The following is a 17,107-nucleotide window of genomic DNA, read 5'->3' on the forward strand; positions in this document are numbered from 1 at the left end:
ATCTAAACTTTATACGTTATGTTTTAAACGAATCCCGATATTGCGGGTCTGAACATAACTGTAGATGGCTTCCTGCCCTTTCTCACGACCAAAACCAGATAACCCAACACCACCAAATGGTGTTTCAATACCACCTGCAAACCATTCATTAATAAAAACCTGACCTGCAATCAAGCGATTAGCAACACGTAAATTTTGATTAAGATTTTCCCCAAAGACTCCAGCCACCAAACCAAAGTCAGTACCATTAGCAATATCAACTGCTTCATCTTCATGATCAAAGGGCATAATCACCATGACAGGTCCAAACACTTCCTGCTGAGCAATCGACATTTTTGCGCTTGCTTCAATAATCGTAGGCAGAACAAAAAAACCTGCTGCATCAGGAGCTGCTCCACCCGTTAGGATATTTGCTCCTTCTTTTCGAGCTTGCTCAATCATTGCCAAGATTTGTTGTTGCTGATCTTTGGATACTACGGGCGTTAGTTCTGCATTGTCTTCACCCAGCCCAACACTTAGACTTTCTGCTAATGTCACTACAGCTTTTTTGATTTGATCATAACGACTACGATGTATCAGTAAACGAGACATCGCAGAACAAACTTGTCCTGAGTTATAGAAAATACCGAGTTTGACACTATGTAATAATTGTTCTAAATCAACATCAGCAAAGGCAATCGCGGCAGATTTCCCCCCTAATTCCATTACTGAGGGTGTCGCACGTTCGGCCGCATCTTTCAAAATGCGTTGGCCCGTTGGCACTGAACCTGTAAATACGATTTGATTGGTATCTTGGTGTTTAACCAAATGAGTACCCACTTCTGAGCCTTTTCCACAAAGCAAATTCATTGCACCTTGAGGAAAACCAGCTTTTTCCAATGCCTTAAATAACACCACCATGCCAAGGGGTGACACCTCTGGCGATTTTACGACGACAGCATTCCCTGCTGCCAAAGCAGGCGCAAGCGAACGAGCACAAATCGAAACTGGAAAATTCCACGGTACAATCTGAACTGAAATCCCCATTGGAATATACGAAGTAAAATCGACATAATCCTTACCGAGAGGCACAGATACGCCTTCGATTTTATCTGCCATACCCGCGTAATATTCAAAATAACGCGCCGCCTCATCAAACTCTTCACGTGCTGTTTGCAAATTTTTGCCATTTTCGCGACAAAGAATTAAAGCGCCTTCATCTGCCATTTCACGTATAGCTGAAGCGGCTTTAAGCATCCATGCAGTACGTTGCGCAGGACGAATATCTGTTAAAGCTCCGCTATTGACACAACGACGAGCAGCAGTCATCGCGGCATCTGCATCTTCTATGTTCGCTTGTGCAATGGTTGCAAAAACTTTAGCTGTTGCTGGATTAACTACATCCAATTGGCGAGAAGCATCTCGCCATTGACCATCTACATAATTAAGATAGTGTTGCATGTTATGCCTCCAACGCTGTTTTAGCTTGTGCGGCTAACCATTTTTGAAAAAAATGTGTCGGTAAATCCATTTCAGGAGAGAACACGCCACCACCAAATCCTGGTGAATGACGACCTTTTTGCATGCTTTCAACTGCAAAAACGTCTTCAGCAAAAACGACTTTCCATGATTCCAACGTGGCTTTACGACATTCATCATATTCAGCATTTAGAGATTCATCGCCTACATAATACAAACGTAGCTTTTCAATGGTTTGTTCAGGCGCAATCGGGTCGATCATCATGGCAAAAGCATGATCTGCCTGAATACCTAACAGTACATTTGGGAACACTGCCACATACTCGGCATGACGCAATTGATCTTCTGGCCAGCTTGGAAATTTAGGTAAATGTGTTCCTGCTGTTGCTGATAGGTTGTATTTATAGCTGCCCTGACCAGCGAACCGATCTTCAAACATAATATTGTAGTGATCTTCAAGCTTTGAATACGTATTTAAAGCAGGGTGCACCCACGGCAAATGATAGGCTTCACAATAATTTTCAACCGTCAATTTCCAGTTACTTTTTACAGGAAGCTCAAAATGTGAGCCGACTTTACTACTACGAATCAACGCTAAACCATTTTCCCCAAGAAAAGGTTTCCAACGTTCCACTAGGGGCGCAATATGCTGGTCAAAGGTTAAAGCATCACCAGAAATATTGACAAACACCATATCCATCCAGATCGCTGAGCGGAGTGCTTTCAAGCCATGTTTCTCACATTTAAAACGTTCATCTTTGTGCTGACCAATTCCACCCACATGCGGTGTGCCTTTTAAATTGCCATTAAGGTCATAACTCCAAGAGTGATATGGGCAACGAATCACACCTTCAATTGCACCCTCATCATGAACAAGTTGCATACCACGATGACTACAGACGTTATGAAAAACTTGTACCAGTCCATCACGATTTCGCATCATGACCAGTGGCATTCCCATAAAATTTAAAGGTTTTACATAATTATTTTTAGGTAAATCCGAAGCAAAACCGACACATACCCAAGTTTTACTTAAGATATTGTCACGCTCAAAATTAAAATATGTATCACTGGTATAAGCCAAATTTGGCATACCATTGGATTCATTAATGGGGTTTAAAACATTGTCGATTTGTTGAACCGAAATCAATTGCGGGTTAACTTGACTATTCATTTGATAATCTCCATTTATTTTCAATAACGCAGAACTCCCTGCGTCGGTATTAACTATGAGTTAGCACCCTGTGCTGCTTAATGGAGATTGTGGTAAACGTCTTTAAAACTGACAAACGACTTTTAAGCTAGGTATCTATGAGTTTTTATCATGGATGCTAGATAGTATTTCTTGAAGTTAGATTCACGCTTATTTTCAAAGTTTGTGCATGATAAAAACTCATTAATGAATGATAATAAATCAGTTGAGCTTTAGTTGCGCTCATCACTACTCTTTACCATCTGCATATTACAGCAGCGAACAGGCAGTTCGTTTCTGAGCGCATCCAAGGAGGAGTTATGCGTACAACAACAAAATCCCCATCGGGATTAAATCCTACTGTTGCCATTGTTTCCAAAGTATTATTATTTCTCTTCATTGCTTTTTGTATTTTCTTTGAAAAACAGGCAGGTGAATATTTTGGAATGATTTCCAATACCTTACTGACCAATGCAAAATGGTATTTACTTTTTTTAGCGACTTTTTTATTAGCTTTTCTTATTTATCTATGTATGAGTCGTTTTGGGCACATTCGTCTCGGTAAAGATAACGAAAAACCCGAATACAGTAACATTGCATGGATTTGCATGTTGTTTTCATGCGGTATGGGCATCGGTTTAATGTTTTGGTCAGTTGCTGAACCTATCAGCCATTATGCAAATAACCCCTTTACCAAAGATTTTTCTGATGAATCTGCACGCATGGCAATGCAACTGACATTCTTCCATTGGGGATTGCACCCTTGGGCATTATTTTCTTTATCTGCGGTTGCGTTAGGATATTTTGGTTATCGTAAAGATTTACCTCTGGCTTGCCGTTCAGTTCTATATCCTTTTATTGGTGATAAAATTTACGGTCCGATTGGAAATTTTGTAGATATTGTCACTATTGTTTTGACCGCATTTGGTGTTTCTCAAGCCATTAGTATGGGTATTTTAGAACTTAATGTGGGCTTGAATCATAGTTTTGGTATAAATATTGACGTTAAAATCCAATTACTTTTAGTGCTGATTTTAGGTGTATTTGCGACATTATCTCTCCTTTCAACAATTAGTAAAGGTTTTAAAATTATTGCTGAAGGCAATATGATTTTATCTTACTTTCTTGTTATTGCAGTTATTTTAATTGGTTCCACGCGTTATATTTTTAATAGTTTTTTTGAAGGTTTAGGGGACTACCTACAAAATATTATTGGAATGAGTCTATGGAGTGATGCGCAAAAAGATACAGCTTGGCAAAGTTGGTGGACCGCTTATTATTGGCCTTGGTGGATGACTTGGGCGCCATTTGTTGGACTCTTTATCGCTCGTATTTCTCGAGGTCGCACCATTCGCGAAGTTATTCTAGGTTCATTAGCAGCACCTACCTTACTCACTTTTATCTGGATTGCAGCTTTTGGCGGTGCAGCACTTAAAATCGAAAAAAATAACCATCAAGCACAAAGCCAAGAAATGGTCATTAGTGCAACCCAAGCTCCGATTGTAAAACCGGCTACAACAGTAAATCATGAGATCACGATTACTCAAGCAACTAAGCAAGATCCTGCCCGTGCCGTTTTCGTATTCTTTGATCACTTGTCCACCGATCACACAGTAACCCTATTTTTAAGCGCATTGTTATGTCTGCTTTTATCCATCCATATTATTACCATTGCAAACTCAGGTGCACTGGTATTGTGTTTTCTGGACACCAATGGCTCAACTAATCCCTCTGTCGGAGTTCGTTTAACATGGGCAATTATTATTCCTTTAATTAGTGGCGGTTTATTATTGGCTGGTGGACTTTCTGCCATTAAAACAGCCTGTGTGATTGCTGGTTTTCCTATCTCAATTTTGCTTGGTATTATGTGTTTTTCACTCATCAAGAGTCTACGCCAAGACCCTCAAGCATGGGTCATGATGCCTGAACATTTACGTCCATGTGAGTTCAAGACAGTCAAAGAATCTATAGAAACCCCTGAAAATTGAACCACAAAAACGTTCAATAAAAACAGGGATCTTGAGGATCCCTGTTTTTATTTTATGAGACTGATATAGATTTAACTTAAACCTTTTTGCCCGACTTGTCCTGGCAGTTGACCTAATAACCAATGGCGAAACTGTTTTACACTTGAAGGAATCATTCCCCTATCAGAGGGCTCTAACATACAAAAGTTTGCATTGCTTCTTAACACCGTCTCTACGGGACGAACCAAAGCTCCATTCTGCAAATATTCATCAACTAAAGAACTCCATGCCAAAGCCACACCCTGACCATTAATTGCAGCTTGAATTAATAAAGGATAATTATTGATATTCACTCGGCTTTTCGGTTTAAACATCGGATATCCAACCAATGCAAACCATTCTGCCCAATTAATCCAATCTTTTTGGGATTCATCTAAAGATAGTAAACTTTTTCCAAAAATATTATCCAAAGTTTTTTCTTGAAATTGTGCAAGATAACTAGGACTACATACAGGAAAAACTTCCTCAGGAAATAAAGGAGTGACCTTCATATTCGTAGGAGGAACTTTGCAATAAAATAAGGCTAGATCATAGTCCATCTTGTGTAGATCAAGAATATTTTCTGTAGTTAATATCCTCAAATCGATACCTTCGTTCTGCTGAAAATTTGCCACTTTAGGTAATAGCCAAAGGGCAGCCATTGCATTCGTAGTTACCACCGTAACTTGATGTTCTCCCTGCCATTTTTTAATTTCAGCTGTCGCTTGAGCTACATTTAACAATGCACTATAGATCGTGTGATAATACTGTAAACCCGCGGGAGTTAAAGAAATATTGCGATTTGCCCGCACAAATAGCTCTTTACCTAAATATTCTTCTAGCTGTCGAATTTGGCGGCTAATTGCACCTTGAGTTACATTGAGTTCATTTGCCGCCTGAGTAAAACTCAGATGGCGTGCAGCTGCCTCGAATACAATTAAGCTATTCATGGGTGGCAATGGTTTAATTTTCATGGACACTCCTCATTTGTCCTGTACTTCCCTATTAATAATTTTGATTTAGAATCAAAATTCTCATTATAAAATATGATGAAGTATTTAGTTCTATCCTCTATCTGAGTTGTATTGGATTATCCAAGTGATTTGGTGGGAATTTTATTCTGAATAAAATGTCATAAACGCAAAACAATAAAAAGTGAGAAAAACTATAAATCTCATGAGTTTTTCTCATGCATTCTTCATTTAAGTTAAAAGGTAAATGCCAAAAAAACTCTAAGATCGAGAATGTTACCCCAGAATCATTTTTTAGTATTTTGAAAATGAAAAGAACGGATTAAAAAAGAAATTATAAAAATTTTAAATGTATATAGGCTTGATTACATAGAAATTTTACAATCAAACTAAGCCTCATGTATAGCGTTGTAAGCTGCGCCCAAAAGCATTTTAAACAACTTCAAAATGAAACTATGTCGATATCTAGAAGACTAGAAATTGTTCAATTCCCAGCCTTCTATGCAGTACGAAAAGAATAAACTAAATGTTCCAGAAAAATTCTCTCTCTTCATTTAGCTTATTTATAATCCTAATTTCTTCAATACGCAGTCTGCAATCATCAAATCGAGATGTGCACCGCCTCCATTCTTAAACACTGTAATACCGTGACCCTGCACAGTATTAAACTGACCTTTCGCGACCAAATCATAAAGGTCGCCTAATACATGATCAGCAGGAATCATTCCAGCGTTCATTGGAATGGTAAGTTCCCCGACATTTTTAGTCGTTTCTAGATTGTCGACATAAAGTTGAGCTCGTGCCATCAATTCATCATCAGCTTCACGCATATCTGCTGTGAATGCACCAATCAAATCAACATGCGTACCAGCACGAATCCATTTGCCTAAAACAACAGGCTGTTTTGCCATAGTGGCACTTGAAACTATGTCAGCTGTTGCCAATGTATCAGGCAGGTTAGTTGCCACCTGAGCAGGTAAACTGAGCAGCTTTAATTCGTCAACCAACTTTTTGGCTTGTTCTATTTGACGAGCCCAAATCGATATTTTTTTGAGTTCAGGAAACAATGCACTGTAAGCTTGTGCCAGATTTTTTGCTACCCGACCCGCGCCAATAATAACCAGATGGTTACTTTCTGGACGTGCCAGTAAACTGGCTGCTAATACTGAATCTGCGGCAGTTTTAAAATCCGTAATAATATGGCTATCGATCACCCCACGTAATACCCCATTTTCTGGAGAATAAGCCAAAACTGCACCATGTGTATTGGGTAATCCTTTACTGGCGTTTTCATTAAATACTGATTCAACTTTGACGCCATACCCCAGACCTTCAATTCGTGCTGTACGGTTGAGTAACATGGCTTCTGCTGGCCCAATCAGTACATCATGTAAATGGGCTCGAGGCAAAAGATGCCCCTGACGTATTGCATTTACGGCTTCATGCCAGTTGATCGCATTTTTGGCTTGTTCATAATTTAAAAAGTTCATAATGGTTATTTTACCTTCATATCCATGTTTTCAATTTCTACTCTTTAAATAAATTTCTACTCTTTAAATAATATAAATAGAAAAAATCCATAAAGTCACCCCAATATTAATTTTTTATCATGAATGTTTTAACTAATTTCATCGAAAAAAATCGAATATTATATATATTGTCCTAAGTAATATATCGCCTTATTTGGGTCGACTTTATCTTTGTATCTATTTTCGGCCTCTCTGTGTGTTATTTTTTATAATGTGGAGTTGATTATCTGTTTATGTCTAAAAATATTGCGACTTTGATTGGCCTGAGTGCCATCATCATGTGGGCTTCCATGGTGGGTCTGATCAAGCAAGTGAGTACAGGGATTAGCCCTGCTTTAGGCATTACTTTAATTTTTAGCTGTAGTGCTGCGCTTGTTTTTACAATTTTTAAATGGCCAGATTTTAAAAAAATTTCTAAAAAATATTTGATTTTTTCCACTTTACTTTTTGCAGTATGTGAACTCTGTTTTTCCTTTGCGATTGCCTTAACTAAAACCAGCCAGCAAGCTATTGAAGTGAGTATTATTAATTATTTATGGCCAAGCCTGACGATTTTTGCTTTTGTAGTTTTTAAAGAATTAAAATTTAACTTGTTTATTATTTTAGGTTTAATTTTATCAATCAGCGGAATTATTTTTATTCAAACGGGTAGCAACGGTTTTAGTTTTAAAAGCATCATAACAAACCTACAGTCAAACCCTGTCAGCTATATTTTAGCATTTTTCTCGGCCATTACCTGGACCACATATTGTGTGGTAACCAAAAAAATGAGTAATGGACATAACCCGATTTCCGTGTTTTTTATTGTTCTTGCGCTAACTCTCTGGTTAAAACTATTTTTAACTCATGAGCCACTGATCTTTCCACATGATCCAATGACGTTTCTCTATATCCTGTGCGCGGGCTGCGCTGTAGGCTTAGGTTATGCCGCGTGGAATATCGGCATCATTCATGGCAATATCCCTGTGCTTGTGATTGCTTCATATTTTACTCCGGTTATTTCTTCTGTGATCGCCATGTTTGTCCTCCAAACTCATCTTTCTACGATATTCTGGCAAGGGACGGCTATGGTCACGCTGGGTTCCTTTATTTGCTGGCTATCAACCAATTGGGAAAGTCTTCAACTACTTTTAAAGAAATTAAGGAACTAACCTATTTATTTCATGCAAACAAACCGCTTTGCAAGGATTAAAAACAAAACTCATTTGCTAGCAAAACTCCCGTATTGGAGCAACCATCTAGAACTATTGAACTCATATTTTTACAGAAAGCTTGCATCAACTCCTGCTAAAATAGGGGCTTATACTGGATCGTTAATTCAATAAAACAAGTAAATCATTTTGACTTAACACGGCGCTTATGGATCTTGACGGTGAAAAATATGAAGCATTTATCTAATGCTTATGATGAGGTTTCTCCTACGCAAGAAAGCCTCGCAAAAATTAAACCAGACCTGCGTGTCGGTTTTATCCTTATGGATAAATTTACTCTAGCGCCCGTTTCTGGTTTTGTCGAATCGCTTAGGTTCGCTGCGGATCAATCTTTTAGAAGCCTGCAAATTTATTGTAAATGGGACTGGATGACGTATAACAATCAGCCCGTTAATGCCAGTTGTGGTTTATCCGTCAATCCCACGAAAGAAATGGATTTAAAAGAACTCAAGCAAAATTATGATTATATTATTATTGCAGGAGGACTATTAAGCGAAACTCGTGAACCACCCAAATACCTACTGGAAACCTTGCAGGCTCTCCATAGTGCGAAAATCCCGATTATTGCCCTGTGTTCTGGATGCTTTGTTTTGGGCAATGCAGGCTTGCTCGATGGTCGTAAGTGTGCCATTCACTTTACCACCCGAGATGAATTTGTAGAGCGTTTTCCTAAAGCCATCACGTTGGTCGAACAGCATTATATTGAAGATCAGGGAGTCTTTACCTGCCCGGGTGGTACTGCGATTGATTTGGCCGCTGACTTAATTCGGCTACATTGTGGTGAAATTCGTGCACAAAAAAGTCTGGATTACTTATTGATTAACGGTAAAAAGACCACGACAACAGAAAAACAAATAACGGCGCTAGAGAATCCTGCGACTTATGAAAATAATATGGTCTCTAAAGCCATCGCATTTATGAGCGAAAACTTTAGTGCGCATATCACGCTAAAAGAAGTCGCTGAACATGTAAACACGAGTCCTCGACAATTACATCGTGCTTTTATTGCCAACACCAACGAACCCCCAGCCAATTATTGGCGTCGCTTAAGATTGGAACATGCACGTAAATTACTGGCAAATACAAGTGCATACATTACGAATATTGCTGCTGAATGTGGTTTTTCCGATGGTTCACATTTTATTCTCTGGTTCAAAAAACAATATGGTGAAACACCATTTGCTTATAGAAAACGGCGCCACGAGGTAGAAAAACTGAAATAATAAATGTTATAAAATTAAAGTATTTTCAGGTCTTTCAATCGTTAAAATACAACTCAGTGCAGCTATTTTCTATATTCAGTCCTAATCATGCTACCCGATTTCTCAGCTTTCTTTTATTCTGTACGGCTTTATTAAGCTTTCTCACCCATTTCTTGCCATTTTCCTGCCTCTAATTGAATTTTTATGTCTAAAAATCTAGCAACACTTATCGGCCTAAGCGCGATTGTCATGTGGGCATCCATGGTGGGCTTAGTGAAATATATAAGCGCTATCCTTGGCCCGAACATGAGCATTACATTAATCTATACGTTTAGTGCGCTGATTGTTTTAGCAATTTTTAGATTCCCAAATTTAAAACTGATTTCAAAAAAATATTTAATTGTTGCAACTACACTTTTTATTGTATATGAGCTTTGTTTTTCCTTTGCCATTGCCTATTCTAAAACCTCACAGCAAGCTATTGAGGTGAGTATTGTAAATTATTTATGGCCAAGCCTTACTATTTTGGCTTTTGTAATTTTCAAAGAATTAAAGTTCAATCTGCTGATTTTACTCGGATTGTTCGTTTCCATTAGTGGCATTATATATATTCAGACCGGTAATGATTCATTTAGTGCCCAAAGCGTTGTCACCAATTTAAAAGATAATCCTCTAAGTTATGTTTTAGCGCTTTCAGGTGCCATTATCTGGGCATTTTATTGTGTAGTAACCAGAAAAATGAGTAACGGACAGAATCCCATCTCGATTTTTTTTATTGGGGTCGCGCTCACATTGTGGTTAAAGTTAGGGCTGACTCATCAATTAGTGATGCCAACGTTTGATCTTAGTTTATCACTATACCTTTTATTGGCTGCTTCAGCAGTTGGTCTGGGGTATGCCGCTTGGAACATTGGAATTATTCACGGCAATATCACAATTCTAGTGGTCGCTTCTTATTTTACCCCAATTATCTCTTCTGTCTTGGCAATGTTTTTACTGAATACAGAGCTACCTGTTACATTTTGGCAAGGTACAATACTAGTCACATTAGGTTCCTTTATTTGTTGGCTTTCAAGCAACTGGATTGCAATTAAACCTTTCTTTAGAAAGCTTCTTCAATTTTGAATGAGAGAATATTAATTTAGTGCGTAGGACACAACGCTTGCCCTGTGTCCCACCTATCTTTGAAATTTTCTAATAGCTTAATTTAAGGCTGCCGCTTCCGAGAGATCTTTCGATTTAGTCTCTGGTGCCCACGCAATTGATACGATAAGCCCAATCAGTGTAACTGCCGCTGCCACATACATGGTGTTTCCAATACCAATTGTTTCCAGTGACATCGGAACGAGAAAAGTCCCTATCGCAGCACCAATACGTGTTGCCGATACAGCCCAACCCATTGCATAAGGTCGTAGTTCCGTTGGGAAAATCTCATTCGGATAAACCAGTTCTAACACTTGAGCTCCCCCAATGAATAAGGCATAGGCACCAAAAAATACCAATACCACCATTTCCGAAGAAGAAGAAAAAGTGCCAAGGCCAAGTAATGCCAGCCCTGACCACAAAAAGCTATGAATCAGCATTTTACGGCGGCCTAACACATCAATAAGTTTAGTCCCAATGATACAACCAATTACGAACAATAAAGTAATGGCCACCGAACCATAAGCCGCCCAATCACCTTGTAGTTTTAATGCAGCCAACACTTTGGGTGCAAAAGCATAGACAGCAAACACAGGAATAATTGCACATGTCCAAAAGATAATGACAAACATCAGACGCTTCCCATATCCCATACGCAACATATCTGCTAACGAGAGCTTTGCAGTTGTGGGTTCTTTGGGTAAATTGGCCAGAGAAAAATCATTACCATAGACTTTTTTAATAATTGCTTCAGCGTTATCTCTCTTATTTTTCGTGATGAGCCAGCGTGCTGATTCAACTGTGCCCAATCGGGATAATAATAAAAACCCACCGATAATAACTGAGCTTGATAATGCCCACCTCCAGCCTTGATCTCCCATTACACGGATAATAATGTCGCCAAAAATATAAGCCATGGCTGCACCAGCAAACCATAAAATGGTAAAACCAGCCAAGCGCGAACCACGATATTTTTTAGGTACAAATTCAACGAACAAACTGGTTGCAGCCGAATAATCAATAGCAATGGCTATCCCAATGAAAAAACGCAAACCAAAAATTGCCAATGGAGAATCTATCCAGAATTGTAAAACTGAACAGATGAGAAAAATAATAGGTGCTACAAAAATAATTTTTTGGCGACCAAATTTATCGGTTAGCCAGCCACTAAATAGTCCCCCTGCAAAAATTCCCAATAAAGCAGAAGTCGCAATCATGCCTTGCCAAAAATTACTCAAATGCAAATTAGCTGTCATTTGAACCAAAGCGACGCCAATAATACTTAAAATATAACCATCCATTAATGATGCACCACCGACTGTAATTGTGAGTCGTTTGTGAAATGCATTCAATGGCGCATCTTCTACAGATATCACGGATTGATTCATCTATTTCCCTCTTCATTTTTATGCCTGAGTCGATAGAACCGTCAAATATGAACCTTATTTCGATCAATATTTCGTTAGACTCCATTTTTCAGGCAAAAGTTCCCTTCAAGAGTTTTTTTAAGACTCTCGTTTTTGTTTAAAACTTACAGATTTAAATTTAGATTTTTAGCGTTTCTGTCGGGTAGCTAACCAACACAAAATAGAACCTATACACACCATTCCGGCGCCTTGCCAAAATGAGATTGACAGTGGAGTACGCAATACTAGTGCGGCAAGCGCAGCCGAGAATACGGGGATGAAATAAGATGCACCTGCAAGAACTGTTACATTGCCATGTAAAATTCCTACGTTCCATGCCGCATAACCAAAGCCCATGGCCGCTGCTGCTAACGCCAGATAAATAATGGCGTGTAAATCAAAATGCATGGCTGCCCCACCAAATAAGAAATATTTGATCCATAAAGCCAACGCAGTAAGTATAAAGAATAAAGTGACCCCATTTTTTCCCTGTGCAATTCTGGCAGTAACTGTACAGTAAGCCGCCCAGATCAATGCCCCGAAAAAAGCCAGACCATAACTTAAAGGATTATCTTTGATATTATTTAACATACTTGACATATCCAGCCCCTGATCGCCACCCAGCACCCAACAAATTCCCAAAATGGCAATCATAAAACCGGGAATGATCAGTAAATTTGATTTTTGCTGATTAAATAAAATTGCACAGACCATGGTGAGAGCTGGCCACAAATAGTTGACCATCCCCACTTCAATGGCTTGTCGGCTGGTATTTGAATAACCAATCGACAAGGAAAGACATAGCTCATAACTTACGAATAAAATGCTTCCACAAATTAAGTAACGTTTAGGAAATTCCCTAAGTTTAGGCCAACCAACTGTAAATAAAAGAAAAATAGAAGCAACGCTATATATCATTGCAGCACCACCTGTTGCTCCAAGACTTTCGCTTACGCTACGAATCAGTCCAACAATGGAACTCCATAATAAAACGGCAACTAGTCCAATGAGCGTTGCATGTCTTTTGCTTGTCATATCTTTCATCACTTATCAAATTCACATCAGAACTAGAGCAGCCAAACTGCTGTTATATCTTTACGTACTGATCATTTCTGGCATGGAAACACCATTATGTTTTGGATTATTAGGATCAACTTGTGAATAAGCTGTAATCTTTTAAAGAGAGTCCTTAAAAGTTATAAACCAGCATTAAATTCAGCAGCTTGTTCCATTTGCCATCATCCCCTTCGGCAAGTGAACTCCTTGTTCCTCCTACAAAGGGGTCATTCTTACTCATCACGTATTCGGTATATAACGATACTTTTTTATAGTCCCATGCCACGCCAATGATGTTGCGTTGCGAGTTTTCAAAGCCTGGTTCTTTCTTGTCAAATCCACTCAATACCAAATACGGTGTCACATTGAGTAAATCACCTACATTTTTAAAGCTATAACTGGTATCCACAGTGTAGAAATAGCCCTTGTTCGCCATGTCATATTCGCTATCAAACGATCCAAAGGTGGAAGCTTGGGGACTGAGTTTGTCTTGATTACTGATCGATTGCCTGCCACCCGTAAAAACAATATTTAAATTTTTATAGCGAATTCGATTAAATATCGCCCATGTATTTCTATTTCCATCCTCAGCCGTTTTCTTGTTTTCAATATCGGAATACCAGTAACCTCCTCCCACCGATATGTTTAAATCATCTCCACTTAAAAATTTAAGATCCTGATCCACCCTCGCCATCCACATGTTTTTTTCATTTAGATCAGTTTTTAATGGATCAGCGGACTTCACAACATTGGCGGTATAACGCGCTGAATCTTGACTTGCCCCGTGGTAGTTTCCTCCATCCGTTGCAAAGTAGGCTAAATCCACTTTGGTCGCAGTGGCCAATTCAACATGGTAATTCGCCCCTAAATTGGAAACATCCTGTAAGCCCATGGTGTTATTGAGACCCGCATAAAAGCTAGTATCCCAGAAACGGCCTGGTCCAAATGGAATGGGTTGTACCCCCACAGTGATGTTATCGGTTGAATTCAGGTGATATCCTGCATACCCATAAACCAGAGTTGAAAAGTCACAAAATTTATCGTACTGATAGCAACGATATTCCGCTTTCCCAAACCAGTCTGGGGATTCATAGCCTAATTTTAAAATAGCCGCATCAAATTTTATTTTCTGGTCGGATGAGCTTTCACTATATTCTTTATCTTGATAATTGGCACGTAAGGCACCTGAAATCGTTACAGCACCTAATTCACTGTTAGGGTCTCCAAATGTCACTTCAGCAAAAGCTGGAAATGATGCTCCCATAACCAGTAGACTTATTCCCACTTTGTTAGAAACTTTATTCATTTACATTTCCTTATTTAAATGAATTTTTGAAAAAAATTATCCCTTCAAAAACTTTTTTGTTTTCGAATTACTTCATTTATATGAGATTGAGCTTTGGCTCATTTCGAACCAAAAGCTTAAGAACTACAGAAAATTTTTCAGGATTTTTAATGAATCTCGGGTTCAGATACATCAATCCAAATGGTTTTTAATTCTGTGTATTGGTCATGTGCCCAAATTGATTTATCGCGACCACCAAAGCCTGATTCTTTATAACCACCAAAAGGTGTCGTAATATCCCCTTCGCCGAAACAGTTTACCGTCACTACGCCGGCCCGAATCGCACGTGAAAGTTTGAGGGCATGACGTAAGTTGCTGGTATAAACCGAAGCAGCGAGGCCATAAACAGAATCATTTGCCAGCGCAATCGCTTCATCCACTGTATTAAATGTTGTGACTGACAGAATGGGGCCAAAGACTTCTTCTTTAAATAAAGTATCGGTTGCCTTAATGCCATCCACTACCGTTGGCTGAACAAAAATATCTTTTTCAGTATTGCCTCCGAAAACGATGTTTTGCTTTTCAGTTTTTACCTGATCAATGTAAGATTTCACTTTTTCATAATGTGATTTGCTCACCATCGAACCCAATTTATTTTCTGGATCAAGTGGATTGCCCATTTTCCAGTCATTCAGATGTACACCGATCAAACCAAGCAATTCATCTTTTACATCCGAATGTACAATCAAACGTGAAGATGCAGAACAGTTCTCACCCATATTCCAAAAAGCACCATTTACAATATGTTGTGCAACTTGATCCAAGTCTTCTACATCATTCATAACAACAGCAGGGTTTTTCCCACCACATTCAAGAACAATACGTTTTAGATTCGATTCGGCAGCATATTTTAAGAATAAACGACCTGTTTCAGTTGATCCTGTAAAGCTCACCATGTTGACATCCATATGCCTTCCCAATGGTTCCCCTACTTCACGTCCACCGCCAGGTAAAATATTAAATACACCTGCTGGAATACCTGCCTCAATAGCTAATTCAGCGACGCGAAGTGCTGTCAGTGTGGTTTCTTTGGCAGGTTTAATCACCACTGAACACCCAGCAGCTAAAGAAGGTGCAATTTTCCATGCCAACATTAAAAGTGGAAAATTCCAAGGTAAAACCAGTCCTACCACACCAATTGCTTCACGTACCACAAGCGATAGAGTATCTGAGCCTACAGGTGCAGTACTGTCATAAATTTTATCAATAAGCTCGGCATGCCAACGGATAGTATGGATCATTTCAGGTACATCTGTTAACTGACATTCACTGACAGGTTTACCACTGTCCAAACTTTCCATAACTGCCAGTTCAACCGTGTTTTGTTCTAAAAGATCGGCGAACTTGAGTAAAACCTGCTTACGCTCATTCGGCGATAAGCGGTGCCAACGACCATCATCAAAAGCGGCCTTGGCCTTTGAAACAGCATGATCTACATCTTGATGATTACATGCGGTAATTTCAGCAAGTAATTCACCCGTTGCAGGATTAGTGGTGTTAAAGGTTTTTCCTGATATTGATGCCTGAAACTGACCATCAATAAATGCTTGCGTAGGAAATACAAGATTTTGAGCAATTTTCGCATATTCCGAAGCGGTTAAAAGTCCAGACATTATGCACCTCCTGTAATGGCTGCAACATCACGTTTAAGTGCATCTACAATGATTTTGAATGCTTGTTTTTTTTCTACATCCATCTCTTGTAATGGCGCACGCACACCGCCTGTTTTTAGACCATTAAGCTCACAGCCATATTTAATACATTGAATAAAATGACCCGTTTCGAGGAAATCCATCAATGGCAGCATAGCAGTCATGATACGGCGACCTTTATCAAAGTCTTTTTCAAGTACACACGCTTCATAAAGAGCAATGTGCTCGCGAGGCACAAAATTTGAACCCGCACAAACCCAACTACGTGCACCCCATGCAAAGAATTCAAGTGCCTGATCATCCCAACCACATGAAATATCGAAGTCAGGATAGTGACGTGCCAGCATATGTAACTGGTTCATATCACCAGAACTTTCTTTAATCCCTACAAAATTCTTTGACTCCGCAAATACCGCATCAAAAAACGCTTTACCCATGCTTACACCCATACGTGCTGGATAGTTATAGAACATGACGGGTAAATTGGCTGCTTTATCAATTGTTAAAGCATGAGTAGCGACTTCTTTTTCCGTAGGCAATGCATAAGGGGGAATAGTCACTAAAATACTGTCTGCTTTAATTTCCTTAGCAACTTTTGCATATTCAACTGAATCTTCAGTACGAATGGCTCCAGTACCCACCATAAATGAAGTGCGTGAACCTATAACATCTTTTGCGTATTTAGCGAGGTCATACCGTTCTTGAGCGGTATGCGCATAATATTCGCCTGTAGTTGCCGCTACGATAATCCCGTGTACTTTTGCATCGATCAAATATTCTAAGACTTCAGCAAATGCAGCTTTATCAATTGAACCATCAGCCGTTAAAGGAGTAATGGCGGGTGTATAGATACCTTCAAAAAATGTCATGATAATTTCTCCATATCAAGAGTAGTATTTGTTTCGTCATTTGATTGATTAATGACAAACTCAAGGT

Annotated in this window: 13 protein-coding genes; 4 read left to right on the forward strand and 9 right to left on the reverse strand. The window is 39.0% G+C overall.

The window, feature by feature from the left end; all coding sequences use genetic code 11:
* Positions 1-9 precede the first annotated feature (9 nt).
* Complete coding sequence (locus tag IAE20_RS04380) at positions 10-1,440, reverse strand: aldehyde dehydrogenase family protein (RefSeq protein ID WP_200481217.1); 1,431 nt, start codon at positions 1,438-1,440, stop codon at positions 10-12.
* Position 1,441: 1 nt separating this feature from the next.
* Positions 1,442-2,632, reverse strand: a complete 1,191-nt coding sequence (locus IAE20_RS04385; RefSeq protein ID WP_200459655.1) for an aromatic ring-hydroxylating oxygenase subunit alpha — start codon at positions 2,630-2,632, stop codon at positions 1,442-1,444.
* A gap of 338 nt (positions 2,633-2,970) precedes the next feature.
* On the opposite strand from IAE20_RS04385, the gene IAE20_RS04390 reads away from it, so the two are divergent.
* Positions 2,971-4,638: a BCCT family transporter gene (locus IAE20_RS04390; protein ID WP_200481218.1), complete on the forward strand. Its 1,668-nt coding sequence runs from the start codon at positions 2,971-2,973 to the stop codon at positions 4,636-4,638.
* Between the two features lie 71 nt (positions 4,639-4,709).
* On the opposite strand, the gene IAE20_RS04395 is transcribed toward IAE20_RS04390, so the two are convergent.
* Both IAE20_RS04395 and IAE20_RS04400 read right to left on the reverse strand, forming a co-directional pair.
* Positions 4,710-5,630: a LysR substrate-binding domain-containing protein gene (locus IAE20_RS04395; RefSeq protein WP_200481219.1), complete on the reverse strand. Its 921-nt coding sequence runs from the start codon at positions 5,628-5,630 to the stop codon at positions 4,710-4,712.
* A gap of 560 nt (positions 5,631-6,190) precedes the next feature.
* Positions 6,191-7,117 carry an ornithine cyclodeaminase family protein gene (locus IAE20_RS04400; protein ID WP_200481220.1) on the reverse strand — a complete coding sequence of 309 codons (927 nt, stop codon included), beginning with the start codon at positions 7,115-7,117 and terminating at the stop codon, positions 6,191-6,193.
* A gap of 272 nt (positions 7,118-7,389) precedes the next feature.
* Here IAE20_RS04400 and yddG (IAE20_RS04405) point away from each other — a divergent pair, with 272 nt between their 5' ends.
* The 3 genes from yddG (IAE20_RS04405) (at position 7,390) to yddG (IAE20_RS04415) (ending at position 10,694) form a co-directional block, all read left to right on the forward strand.
* The gene (yddG, locus tag IAE20_RS04405; RefSeq protein ID WP_200481221.1) at positions 7,390-8,307 is read left to right on the forward strand and encodes an aromatic amino acid DMT transporter YddG; all 918 of its coding nucleotides are present in this window, start codon (positions 7,390-7,392) and stop codon (positions 8,305-8,307) included.
* 230 nt (positions 8,308-8,537) lie between these two features.
* Positions 8,538-9,590 (forward strand): GlxA family transcriptional regulator, encoded by a 1,053-nt coding sequence (locus IAE20_RS04410; protein WP_200459660.1) that lies wholly within the window; start codon positions 8,538-8,540, stop codon positions 9,588-9,590.
* A 183-nt stretch (positions 9,591-9,773) separates the two neighbouring features.
* On the forward strand, positions 9,774-10,694 hold the full coding sequence (gene yddG, locus IAE20_RS04415) for an aromatic amino acid DMT transporter YddG (protein WP_200481223.1): 921 nt from the start codon (positions 9,774-9,776) through the stop codon (positions 10,692-10,694).
* Positions 10,695-10,771: 77 nt separating this feature from the next.
* Here the strand turns inward: yddG (IAE20_RS04415) and IAE20_RS04420 are convergent, their stop codons facing one another.
* From IAE20_RS04420 to IAE20_RS04440, 5 genes are all read right to left on the reverse strand, one after another.
* A complete protein-coding gene (locus tag IAE20_RS04420) occupies positions 10,772-12,100 on the reverse strand; it encodes an MFS transporter (RefSeq protein WP_200481224.1) in 1,329 nt (442 codons plus the stop codon).
* Positions 12,101-12,265: 165 nt separating this feature from the next.
* Positions 12,266-13,153 (reverse strand): aromatic amino acid DMT transporter YddG, encoded by an 888-nt coding sequence (yddG, locus tag IAE20_RS04425; RefSeq protein WP_200459663.1) that lies wholly within the window; start codon positions 13,151-13,153, stop codon positions 12,266-12,268.
* A gap of 154 nt (positions 13,154-13,307) precedes the next feature.
* Positions 13,308-14,480, reverse strand: coding sequence for a hypothetical protein (locus IAE20_RS04430; protein WP_200481226.1), 1,173 nt, complete (start codon positions 14,478-14,480; stop codon positions 13,308-13,310).
* A 146-nt stretch (positions 14,481-14,626) separates the two neighbouring features.
* Positions 14,627-16,132 (reverse strand): aldehyde dehydrogenase, encoded by a 1,506-nt coding sequence (locus tag IAE20_RS04435; protein ID WP_200481228.1) that lies wholly within the window; start codon positions 16,130-16,132, stop codon positions 14,627-14,629.
* Positions 16,132-17,040 (reverse strand): dihydrodipicolinate synthase family protein, encoded by a 909-nt coding sequence (locus IAE20_RS04440; RefSeq protein ID WP_200481229.1) that lies wholly within the window; start codon positions 17,038-17,040, stop codon positions 16,132-16,134. The genes IAE20_RS04435 and IAE20_RS04440 overlap by 1 nt, the downstream gene beginning before the upstream one ends.
* Positions 17,041-17,107 lie beyond the last annotated feature (67 nt).

The sequence above is a fragment of the Acinetobacter sp. S54 genome (genome assembly GCF_016624945.1).
Lineage (GTDB): Bacteria > Pseudomonadota > Gammaproteobacteria > Pseudomonadales > Moraxellaceae > Acinetobacter.

What these genes read in the sequence shown, in the direction of transcription:
- IAE20_RS04395 (WP_200481219.1), bottom strand. Translation starts at nt 5,630, where the DNA reads ATGAAAATTAAACCATTGCCACCCATGAATAGCTTAATTGTATTCGAG.
- IAE20_RS04420 (WP_200481224.1), bottom strand. Translation starts at nt 12,100, where the DNA reads ATGAATCAATCCGTGATATCTGTAGAAGATGCGCCATTGAATGCATTT.
- IAE20_RS04430 (WP_200481226.1), bottom strand. Translation starts at nt 14,480, where the DNA reads ATGAATAAAGTTTCTAACAAAGTGGGAATAAGTCTACTGGTTATGGGA.
- IAE20_RS04400 (WP_200481220.1), bottom strand. Translation starts at nt 7,117, where the DNA reads ATGAACTTTTTAAATTATGAACAAGCCAAAAATGCGATCAACTGGCAT.
- yddG (WP_200459663.1), bottom strand. Translation starts at nt 13,153, where the DNA reads ATGACAAGCAAAAGACATGCAACGCTCATTGGACTAGTTGCCGTTTTA.
- IAE20_RS04390 (WP_200481218.1), top strand. Translation starts at nt 2,971, where the DNA reads ATGCGTACAACAACAAAATCCCCATCGGGATTAAATCCTACTGTTGCC.
- IAE20_RS04410 (WP_200459660.1), top strand. Translation starts at nt 8,538, where the DNA reads ATGAAGCATTTATCTAATGCTTATGATGAGGTTTCTCCTACGCAAGAA.
- IAE20_RS04435 (WP_200481228.1), bottom strand. Translation starts at nt 16,132, where the DNA reads ATGTCTGGACTTTTAACCGCTTCGGAATATGCGAAAATTGCTCAAAAT.
- yddG (WP_200481221.1), top strand. Translation starts at nt 7,390, where the DNA reads ATGTCTAAAAATATTGCGACTTTGATTGGCCTGAGTGCCATCATCATG.
- IAE20_RS04440 (WP_200481229.1), bottom strand. Translation starts at nt 17,040, where the DNA reads ATGACATTTTTTGAAGGTATCTATACACCCGCCATTACTCCTTTAACG.
- IAE20_RS04380 (WP_200481217.1), bottom strand. Translation starts at nt 1,440, where the DNA reads ATGCAACACTATCTTAATTATGTAGATGGTCAATGGCGAGATGCTTCT.
- yddG (WP_200481223.1), top strand. Translation starts at nt 9,774, where the DNA reads ATGTCTAAAAATCTAGCAACACTTATCGGCCTAAGCGCGATTGTCATG.
- IAE20_RS04385 (WP_200459655.1), bottom strand. Translation starts at nt 2,632, where the DNA reads ATGAATAGTCAAGTTAACCCGCAATTGATTTCGGTTCAACAAATCGAC.